9 protein-coding genes and 2 tRNA genes are annotated in these 9,708 nt (G+C 69.5%); 5 read left to right on the top strand and 6 right to left on the bottom strand.

What is annotated here, in order from left to right; translation table 11 throughout:
* Positions 1–102 precede the first annotated feature (102 nt).
* Complete coding sequence (locus tag ADK86_RS11095; protein WP_078951992.1) at positions 103–852, bottom strand: response regulator transcription factor; 750 nt, start codon at positions 850–852, stop codon at positions 103–105.
* A 257-nt stretch (positions 853–1,109) separates the two neighbouring features.
* Here ADK86_RS11095 and ADK86_RS11090 point away from each other — a divergent pair, with 257 nt between their 5' ends.
* Together ADK86_RS11090 and ADK86_RS40690 are read left to right on the top strand one after the other, a co-directional pair.
* Complete coding sequence (locus ADK86_RS11090; RefSeq protein WP_053696422.1) at positions 1,110–1,643, top strand: NADPH-dependent FMN reductase; 534 nt, start codon at positions 1,110–1,112, stop codon at positions 1,641–1,643.
* 574 nt (positions 1,644–2,217) lie between these two features.
* Complete coding sequence (locus ADK86_RS40690; RefSeq protein ID WP_234345799.1) at positions 2,218–3,906, top strand: mycolysin; 1,689 nt, start codon at positions 2,218–2,220, stop codon at positions 3,904–3,906.
* Positions 3,907–4,022: 116 nt separating this feature from the next.
* On the opposite strand, the gene ADK86_RS11080 is transcribed toward ADK86_RS40690, so the two are convergent.
* Positions 4,023–4,946 (bottom strand): DUF2797 domain-containing protein, encoded by a 924-nt coding sequence (locus ADK86_RS11080; protein ID WP_053696420.1) that lies wholly within the window; start codon positions 4,944–4,946, stop codon positions 4,023–4,025.
* On the bottom strand, positions 4,943–6,007 hold the full coding sequence (locus tag ADK86_RS11075) for a GlxA family transcriptional regulator (protein WP_053696419.1): 1,065 nt from the start codon (positions 6,005–6,007) through the stop codon (positions 4,943–4,945). The genes ADK86_RS11080 and ADK86_RS11075 overlap by 4 nt, the downstream gene beginning before the upstream one ends.
* Positions 6,008–6,098: 91 nt before the next feature.
* On the opposite strand from ADK86_RS11075, the gene ADK86_RS11070 reads away from it, so the two are divergent.
* Complete coding sequence (locus tag ADK86_RS11070) at positions 6,099–6,881, top strand: NAD(P)H-dependent oxidoreductase (RefSeq protein ID WP_053696418.1); 783 nt, start codon at positions 6,099–6,101, stop codon at positions 6,879–6,881.
* Positions 6,882–6,939: 58 nt separating this feature from the next.
* On the opposite strand, the gene ADK86_RS11065 is transcribed toward ADK86_RS11070, so the two are convergent.
* Positions 6,940–7,013, bottom strand: a tRNA-Met gene (locus ADK86_RS11065).
* A 423-nt stretch (positions 7,014–7,436) separates the two neighbouring features.
* Here ADK86_RS11065 and ADK86_RS11060 point away from each other — a divergent pair.
* Both ADK86_RS11060 and ADK86_RS11055 read left to right on the top strand, forming a co-directional pair.
* Positions 7,437–8,024, top strand: a complete 588-nt coding sequence (locus ADK86_RS11060; protein ID WP_159393829.1) for a hypothetical protein — start codon at positions 7,437–7,439, stop codon at positions 8,022–8,024.
* Positions 8,025–8,108: 84 nt separating this feature from the next.
* Positions 8,109–8,453, top strand: coding sequence for a hypothetical protein (locus tag ADK86_RS11055; protein WP_053696416.1), 345 nt, complete (start codon positions 8,109–8,111; stop codon positions 8,451–8,453).
* Positions 8,454–8,827: 374 nt separating this feature from the next.
* On the opposite strand, the gene ADK86_RS11050 is transcribed toward ADK86_RS11055, so the two are convergent.
* Positions 8,828–8,900, bottom strand: a tRNA-Arg gene (locus ADK86_RS11050).
* 132 nt (positions 8,901–9,032) lie between these two features.
* A complete protein-coding gene (locus ADK86_RS11045) occupies positions 9,033–9,659 on the bottom strand; it encodes an HD domain-containing protein (protein ID WP_053696423.1) in 627 nt (208 codons plus the stop codon).
* Between the last annotated feature and the right edge of the window lie 49 nt (positions 9,660–9,708).

The following is a 9,708-nucleotide window of genomic DNA, read 5'->3' as shown; positions in this document are numbered from 1 at the left end:
ACCCTGGGCGCCAGACACGCCGGAACCAGCCGCCTCAGAACCAGCCGCACCACAACCAACCGCCCCGGAACCACCCCCCGCCCCCGCCGCCACGGCCACCCACTACCCGCCCGGCTTGATCAGGTAGCCGGCCCCGCGACGGGTGTGGATCATCGGGCTGCGGCCCGCGTCGATCTTCCGGCGCAGGTACGAGATGTACAGCTCCACGACGTTGGCCTGGCCGCCGAAGTCGTAGCTCCACACCCGGTCCAGGATCTGCGACTTGCTCAGCACCCGCCGCGGGTTGCGCATCAGGTACCGCAGCAGCTCGAACTCGGTGGCCGTCAGGTGGATCTCCTCGCCGCCGCGCCACACCTCATGGCTCTCCTCGTCCAGCAGCAGGTCACCGACCGAGAGCAGCGACTCACCGCGCCCCGCCGCAGCGCCCGCGCGGCGCAGCAGGCCGCGCAGCCGCGCCACCACCTCCTCCAGGCTGAAGGGCTTGGTCACATAGTCGTCGGCGCCCGCCGTCAGCCCGGCGATCCGGTCCTCGACCGCGTCCTTCGCGGTCAGGAACAGCACCGGCACCTCCGGCAGTTCGTGGCGCAGCCTGCCGAGGACGGTCAGCCCGTCCATGTCCGGCAGCATCACGTCCAGCAGCACCGCGTCCGGGCGCCACTCACGCGCGGCCCGCAGCGCTGCCGTACCGTCGCCCTCGGCACGGATGTCCCAGCCCTCGTAACGCAGCGCCAGGGAGAGCAGTTCGGCGAGCGACGCCTCGTCGTCGACGACCAGCACCCGTACCGGGCTACCGTCGGGACGCAGCAGCTCAGCAGGCTTCTTCGCGATGGATGTGGACGCTGTCACGGTCATGCCGCAAAGGCTGACCACCCCCTCTGAGAGACGTCTTGCGCGTATCTGTGAATCTCCTGAGAAACACCCGTCACCGCGGGACATGTGTGGTGGAACCGGACTGGGCCGCCCCCCGCGCGGTCCAGCCGGCCACCAACAGGAATCAGCATGCCACCCACCACTGACAATCGCCCTGACCTGCGGGTTTACCGCTCTCGACGGCCTCGCCCATACGCCGCGCTTCCCTTGACGCCGACGTCAATCCGTACCGTCACGGCATGAAGATCCTCGCCCTCAACGGCAGCCTGCGTGCCCGCTCCTCCAACGGCGCCGTCCTGCGCTCCGCGCTCGCCCTCACCGACGCCGCGTCCACCGTCGCCGACCTCGCCGCGCTCCCCCACTTCAACCCCGACCTGGACGGCGTGGACGACGCGCCGCCCGCCCCCGTGGCCGCGCTGCGCCGCGCCGTGGCGGAGGCGGACGCCGTCCTGGTCGTCAGCCCCGAGTACGCCCACGGCGTCCCCGGCGTCCTCAAGAACGCGCTCGACTGGCTGGTCAGCAGCGCCGAATTCCTGGGCAAGCCGACCGCCGTGCTGACCGCGTCACCTTCGCCCACCGGCGCAGCGTACGCACACGAGCAGCTGCGCGAGACGCTGCGCATGATGTCCGCCGACGTAATCCCGGACGCCTGCCGCAACCTCACCGCCATCGGTCCGAAAACCGACCCGGCCACCGGAACCGTCACCGACCCGGCGACCCTCCAGGAGCTGCGCACAGCCATGGCGGCGCTGCGCGACGCGCAAAGTGCATGAGTTGCGACGAGTTCCGCCGGGCGGCCTCGCCCCGGCGGACCCGCGCGCCACGATCAGCCGCGGTCAGCCGCAGTCAGCCGTGATCGGCTGTGATCGGCGGCAACACCCGCCCCACCAGCGGCACTTCGTCCACGACGCCCCCCATGTCAGCCCCCCACGCGAACGAGGAGCGAACCACGACACCCCCCGGGCCGACAAACCCGCAATCGGCAGTCACTGTGCGTAGCCGACCCGCGCTTGCCTTAAGTCAGCCTTAAATCACGAGCTGACAGGCCCCGCAGAACCCAACACAACGCAACACCGCTGGTGAACCCATTAGTTGACGACGACCAACCACTTTTTCTCGTAATCGGTGACATGCGCAGGCCATGGTGTATGGTTTCGGCCGCTGTCACCCAGAGTGCTGCTTTGGCCAGTGATTCATGCATTGGTTGAACGCATCCGCACCCCGGAGGGCAGTGCGCAACTCCCCCACGGCGGGGCCCGCGTGAACCGGACCTGGTCGGTCAGGTCCGGCCCGTGTGCGCCGCAGAAAGGTTTGCTCATGTCCGGAAAACGGGCCCTGAAAAGACGGGTGCTGAAGCCTGTCCCGCTGACCGCGCTGGCAGGCGTCGGCGCCTGCCTGGCCGTCGCCGTCGTACCGTCCGCGTTCGGTACGGACGCCCCGGCCGACGCGGCCGCAAAGGCCGGCACATGCACGATCCGCTCCGCGGACAAGCACTCCGAAGCGCCGCTCAGCTGCCTCGGTGTCACCGCCTCCCTCGACCACCTGCCGGCCGTCGGCGAGCAGGCCACCCTCACCGTGGACGTCAAGGCGCAGGCCGACGTCAAGAACGCCGGCCTGTCCGTCCAGCTGCCGCCCGCGCTGCGAATAGCCGACAAGGACGACGGCCTCACCGCGCCCAAGAAGGACGACTTCGGCCAGCGCACCAGCCAGAAGCTCGCCCTGGCCCCCGGCACCCGCACCGTCGAGATCAAGGTCAAGGCCGTCGCCGCCGGACCCGCCCAGATCCAGGCGGACATCAGCGACATCGACCACCCCGACCCGCGCCGCGCCGGACACGACTCGGTGGAGCTGACCGTCGGCACCTCCAAGGGCTCCACCGACAAGGGCGTTTCGGTCTCCAAGGGCCGCGCGACCAAGGTCCAGCGCCCCGGCCCCGGCACCCGCGCCCCCCGCAAGGTCACCCCCAAGACCCCCGCCCCCGCCAAGGCCCCGGACGCCTCGGCTCCGGCCGCGAACGCCCAGACCTGCGTCAACGGCACCTTCCGCAACCGCTTCCAGTCCGCCGAGGGCGGCAACTGGGAAGCCAAGGCCAACCGGGACGAACCGGTCAGCAACGCCAACGTCACCCTCTGGGGCAAGCCGACCGCCAACGGCGCCACGCGGAAGCTCGCCACGGGGATGACCGGCAACGGCAACGGCAAGTTCAACCTCTGCTACACCCCGACCACCTCCACCACCTCCGTCGCGTGGGTGGAGTTCCGCACGCAGGCCGGCCGGATGTGGTCGGTGGTCGACTACAACGGCAACCAGTACGCGACCTCCTCGTACGCGCTGAACAACATCTCCGGCACCGCCAACCTGGGCAACGTGTACGCCAACGAGGGGCAGAGCCGCGCCTGGCACGCCCTCGACACGCTCAACAAGCTGTGGTGGAACCGCGGCTCCACGACCAACTGCTGGGCCAGCAGTGAGCAGGACGGCCGCTGCACGCCGATCACCGTCCAGTGGTACCCCGGCTCCACCGACGGCACCTACTGGACCACCAACGAGGACAAGATCCACCTCGCGGACAACGACCCCGACTCCGAGCACACCACCGTCCACGAGGCGGGCCACGCCCTCATGGGCAAGCTCTACCGGGGCTGGTGGCCGCAGGTGAGCAACTGCTCGCCCCACTACGTCAACCGCGCCTCCTCCGCGAGCTGCGGCTGGACCGAGGGCTTCGCCGACGCGGTGTCGTTCCACACGTTCAACGACACCACGTACTACTGGGGCAACGGCGCCTCCATGAACCTCGCCAATGACCGCTCCACCAGCGGCATCGACCAGGGCGACACCTGCGAGGCCCGGGTCGCCACCGCACTGGTCGACCTGTGGTCCCAGGTCGACGGCGGCTGGCTGAAGAGCAACACCATGATGGCCAGGAACCCGCAGTCCAGCTTCCGCGAGTACTTCGTCACCGACCGGCCCGCGTACGGCCTGGACACGGGCTCGAAGGCCCGGGGCATCCTCTGGAAGCACACCATCTGGTACTGACCGGTGCTGACCGGCGGCGTCCAGTACTGACCGCCGTATCGCTATCCGTGCCCATGGGCCGGGCCGACTCCGGCCCGGCCCATGGCCGTACCGCCCCCTCCAGCCCCTCCAGCTCTCTAAAACAAACTCCCCTGCTCGTCCTCCGCCCCACCCTTCGGAGCCCGCACCACCGCCGTGGTCACCCCACCCGTCGCACCTCGCAACACCCACCCCGCCAGCAACCGCGTATCCACCGCGAACACCTCGGCTGCCCCTTCACCCAGCGCCACCACCCCCCGCACATACAGATCCGCACCCACCCCCGCCACCACATCCCCCACGATCTCGTCCCCGGCCGCTGGCCCCGCGCACTCCCCAACTCCCGCCCCGGGAATCCGCTCCAGGCCGAACACCTCCGTATGGTCCGTCCAAGCGAACGCGGCCGGCTCCAGCGCCTCCGGCCACCCGGCCAGACCGCGCGCCGCCTCATGCAGCCCGGCCAGGGCCGCCACCCGCTCCGGCACCGGCGGCAGCGCGGCCCGCGCCGCCCGCTTCTCCGCCTTCCCGAACCGGTCCCGTACGTCCAGAGCACTCCCCAGCAGCGCTTCCGCGCGCCGCGCCGCCATCAGCGGCCCGTGCCCGAGCCACGCGTACGTGATCGCCCCCTGCTCCACCAGGCGCGCGGCGCCGCGCTCGGCCGCCGTGATGCCCACCTTCAGCAGGCCGGGGCCGAAGTACGCCAGGTAGACCCCGTACGTACGGGGGTCGTCGGCCATCGTGTCCGCCGCCACCGACCGCGAACGGTCCAGCCGCGCGCAGTCGGCGCACTGATCGCGCGCGACGCCGGCGTCGATCACCGCCGCGTACGGGCAGGCGGTCCAGCGCGCGCCACGCCGTACGCCCAGGCAGCGCCGCTCGCCCGTCAGCGCGAACGCCAGCGCCTTGCCCGCGGGCAGCGCGCTGCGCCGCCGCTCGCCGCGCCCGGGGCTGTACCACCCGAGCCCCGGCTCGGTCCCGGCCCAGCTCGGCCCCGTACACCACCAGTCACCCGGACCACTCACCTCCCGGCACCCACTTCCGCCACCTCAGCCGGAGCGAGCCTCGTGGAGTCGGCTCCGGCACCCCTGAAGGTGCTGCGGTATGCGCTCGGGGACACCCCCACCGCGGCCTGGAGGTGCTGTCGCAGCGACGCCGCCGTACCGAAGCCCGCGTCGGCCGCCACCCGGTCCACCGTCAGCTCCGTCTCCTCCAGCAACTGCCGCGCCCGCTCGACCCGCTGCTGCGTCAGCCACTGCAACGGCGATACCCCGACCTCCTCCCGGAACCGCCGGGTGAAGGTCCGTACGCTCATCGCCTCGCACGCGGCCAGTTCCCGCAGCGTCACCGGCCGGTCCAGGTGCTCCAGCGCCCAGGCGCGGGCCGCGGCCGTCGAGGAGTACTGCGGCTCGGGCACCGGGCGCCTGATGAACTGGGCCTGCCCGCCCTCCCGGTGCGGCGGCACGACCGTACGCCGCGCCACCTCATTGGCCACCGCCGCCCCGTGATCGCACCTGATCATGTGCAGGCACAGATCGATCCCGGAGGCGACACCGGCGGACGTCAGCACGCCGTCCTCATCCGTATACAGAACATCCGCGTCCAGCTCGATCTCCGGGAACAGCCGCCGGAACTGCTCCGCCGACCCCCAGTGCGTGGTCGCCCGCCGCCCTTCCAGCAGCCCGGCCGCCGCCAGCACGAACGAGCCCGTACAGATGGAGGCGACCCGGCCCCCCGGGCGGATGCGCGCCACCGCCCGCGCCATCTCCTCGCTCAGACAGCCGTCCTCCGCCCCGTAGTCCTGCTCCGAGGCCGGCACCACGACGGTGTCGGCCTCCGCCAGCGCCTCGGGCCCGTAACGCACATTGACCGTGAAGTCCGTGTCCGTACCGAGCTCCCCCGGCTCCGGCGCGCACGTCACCACCTCGTACAGCTGCCGCCCGTCGGCCGCCCTGGCATACCCGAAGAGCCGGTGGACGATGCCCAGCTCCATCGGCAGCAGCCCGTCCCGTACCAGTACGGCGACCCGATGCCGCCCGTCCTCCGCGAAGACACCCATGGCCCGATCCTGACACATGCTGGCCATCCGGCCACTCGTCCGGCGATGACCACCGCCCGCAAGATCTACCCAACGGATCCGTTCACCCCTCCACACCCCTGGCTTCGAAAGGTTTCCCATGAAGGTCCTGTGGCTCGCGGCCCACCCCGAAGAGCGCTCGCTGAACGGCTCCCTCAAGGACGAAGGCGTGCGCGCCCTGCGCGAGCACGGCCACGAGGTCCAGGTCTCCGACCTCTACGCCATGAAGTGGAACCCGGTCGTCGACGCCGACGACTTCGACCACCCCTCCGAGGAGCGCCTGCACATCAGCAACGCCGCCGAACGCGCCCTCGGCAACGGCACGTTGAGCCCCGACATCCGCGCCGAGCAGCAGAAGGTCCTGTGGGCCGACACCCTGATCGTGCAGTTCCCCCTCTGGTGGTACGGCATGCCCGCCATCCTCAAGGGCTGGTTCGACCGGGTCTTCGTCAAGGGCTTCGCGTACGGCTTCAGCGACCCCGACACCGGGGCCACCCTCCGCTACGGCGACGGCCCGCTGACCGGCAAGCGCGCCATGGTCGTGGTCACCGCGGGCGCCCGCCCCGGCACCCTCGGCCCGCGCGGCGTCAACGGCGACCTCAACGACCTGCTCTTCCCCCTGCACCACGGCACCTTCTGGTACACGGGCATGAGCGCCGTCCCGCCGTTCCTGGTCTCCTCGGCCGACCGCACGACGCCGGCCGCCTTCGAGGACACCGCCGCCCAGCTCCGCACCCGCCTCCTGGAGCTCCCGACGACCCCGCCCCTCCCCTTCCGCCGCCAGAACTCCCCCGACTACGACCCCGAGACCCTCACCCTCCACCCGGACCTCGCCCCGAACCTCACCGGCCCGGCCATCCACTACACGGACACCCCCCGGTAACCCGTGTGCGCAAAAAAGACCGGTCCGGCACGTTTCCGTGCCGGACCGGTCTTCGCAGTAGCGGGGACAGGATTTGAACCTGCGACCTCTGGGTTATGAGCCCAGCGAGCTACCGAGCTGCTCCACCCCGCGTCGGTGAACCCGACTCTACGCCACCCACGCCCCCAAGGGAAATCGTTAAACCGGCGCCTCGCTGGGCGGCCATGACAAAGCCCCGCCCGAGGCTCCCGCCAGGCAGCCGGTAGGGGCTTCGCCGCTGTGCGCTCGGCAGCGGCGCCACCTCTGGCGCACCAGCGGGCCGCGACGACCACTTCCGCGAAGCATGCAGCCACCCCAACCCCGAATGCCCGGCATTAAGAATTCTTTAGCGATGCTTGAATGACTGCAGACATTTTCTCTGCACACATTCCATCATGCCAGACATACCGGGCAAAGCAAATACAGAGAACAAATGACGGCGGGGCCCGATAAACCACGCCGTTGAGTTGCATGCACATCTATCGCATGCAAGGGTTCTTACGGTGTTGATCTTGCGGCACGCATATACCTGACCAGTTGGTGCCGCAGCGCCACATCGACACCTTGTTAAACGGAGGAAATGTGCGAAAGTTTCGCCGCACGGCTCAGATAATCGCTCCCGCTGCCGCCCTGTCCGGTCTGATGCTGGGGGCTACGACACACATGGCCAATGCGGCCGAGCAGGGCCATGGAGCTTTCCAGGTGAAGGTCGTCCATGCATCCCAGTCGACACTGGAGATGAAGTTCACCCTGCCCAAGGGGGACCACCTGGCAGTCAACAGCAAGGGGGAACTTGCTGTCGACGACGCAGCCGGCAAGGAGCTGGACAAGGCTCCGGCGACGATCAACGGGGGCGGCCACACCTTTTCCGGGAAGTGGTCGGTGAACGGCGACAAGGCCACGCTGCATCTCACGAGCGTGGACGGCAGGAAGATCCCCGCTGTCACAGCCCGCAGCTTCGGGGACTGGCTGAGCTGCGTGAGCAAGTCGACCACGGCCAGCGGTACGGCCGGAGCCGTGGCCGGGTGCGTCGGTGACGCGGTGACCGGTTGCGCTCCCGGAGCCGTGGCCGGTGGCGTGGCCGGAGGCATCGGTGGAGCAGTCGCCGGCGCAGTCACCTGCTGATGAGTGACCGGTGGATGCCGGGGCATCCTCGCGGGTGAGGCATAACGCAGAATGGCGGTACGCCAAAACTCAACAGGAGGAAATATGCGCAAAACCTGGTTCGCTCCAGCAGCCTTTCTTTTGGGCGCGCTCCTCACCGCCGGCGCCGTCGCCTCGTTCACAATAGGCGACATGCAGACCGGGGCAATATCAGTGGCGGGCGCCATTCTCGCCGCAGTCGGCGGAATTTATGCGATCAAGCAAGGCACGCCCACCTTGTCCGCCAAGCTGACATTGCCGGTGGTGCTCGCAGTCATCATCAGCACCAACCTGCCCAACTTCCTCGACAAGAAGAGCGGTTCTCCCATGCTGGGGATCGTCGCGGCAGCGGCAGCAGGGCTCGTGGTCGGCCTTGTCGCGCGCTCCCGCCCTTCGGGGAAGGAACTGTAAAGAACGCCCTCTGATTCTCTGAGAGAGGGCAGCTCAGGTGAGGCAAGCCAAGCCGGGGCCGACGTGCGACGCAGCGCTCTGCAAACGCACGCCGGCCCCGGCTTCGTCGCGCAACGATTCCGCGATACGACCGTCTCTCGCGGACGGCGCGTCAGAGCTGGACCTGCATGAGGGCGTCGTCGCCGTACGGAAGCCCCATCGGGCCGCAGCTCCCTCCACGTGACCATGAGCATCTACACGTGCGTCCGGCTCGACTCCCGGCGCAGGGCCTACGACCGCATCGGCGCGCGGATGAGGTGACAGGCTGGATCACCTCCCCGTGCACCCACGACAAAGCCCCCGCCCGGATCACCCGGCGGGGGCTTTGCTTGCTGTGCGCTCGGCAGGATTCGAACCTGCAACCTTCTGATCCGTAGTCAGATGCTCTATCCGTTAAGCTACGAGCGCTTGGCTTTCCGGCGGTTTTTCTTGCCGGTCGGCGTTGCAGAAAGAACATTACACGAACCACGCCGTGAGGCGAAATCCGAACGCCCCGACCCCTCTGACCTGCGGAAACGTGCTGAGGGTGGTGGGCGGAGGCTACTCGGGCCAGGCGGAGGACTCGATGATCCGTACGAAGTTCGGGCGGGTGTAGTCCGGATCGAAGCGGGCCAGGACGTCGGCCTTGACGTTGCCGAAGGTCGTTTCCGGGCGGTGGGTGATGCCCTGGTGGAAGGCGCGGAGGATGCGGCGCTTGAAGTCGGGGCGGGGGTGGGCCGTGAGGATCTCGTCGCGGGTCTCCGGCGGGAGGGTGTCGTAGCCGATGCCGAGGACGTCGAGTTCGACGCCGGTGGTGACGAGGGCGATCTCCGGGGCCATGTGGTGCGGGATCTCCGGTGTGGTGTGCAGGGCGATGGCCTCCCAGGCGAGGCGGGCGCGGTCGGCCGGGACGCCGTGGGCGGTCAGGAAGCGGCGGGCCTCGTCGGCGCCGTCCAGCTCGAAGCGCTGGTGGGAGGCGCGGAAGCGTTCGGTCAGGCCGAGGTCGTGGAAGAGGGCGCTTACGTAGAGCAGCTCCGCGTCGAAGGGCAGATTCCGCTCGCGGCCGTGCCGGGCGCCGAAGAGGTAGACCCGGCGGGAGTGGTGGTAGATCAGCTCGTCGGTGGTGTCCCGGATCAGCTCGGTGGCCTCCTGGGCCAGCTTGCTGTCGGGGATGGGGATGCCGGCGATGTGGGTGTGGGTGGTGTGCGCGGTGTGGGTGGCGCGGCGGGTGGGGGGG

It is taken from the genome of Streptomyces sp. NRRL F-5755 (assembly GCF_001279365.1).
GTDB classification, from domain to species: domain Bacteria; phylum Actinomycetota; class Actinomycetes; order Streptomycetales; family Streptomycetaceae; genus Streptomyces; species Streptomyces rimosus.
This window is presented reverse-complemented; position numbering and strand designations above follow the sequence as displayed.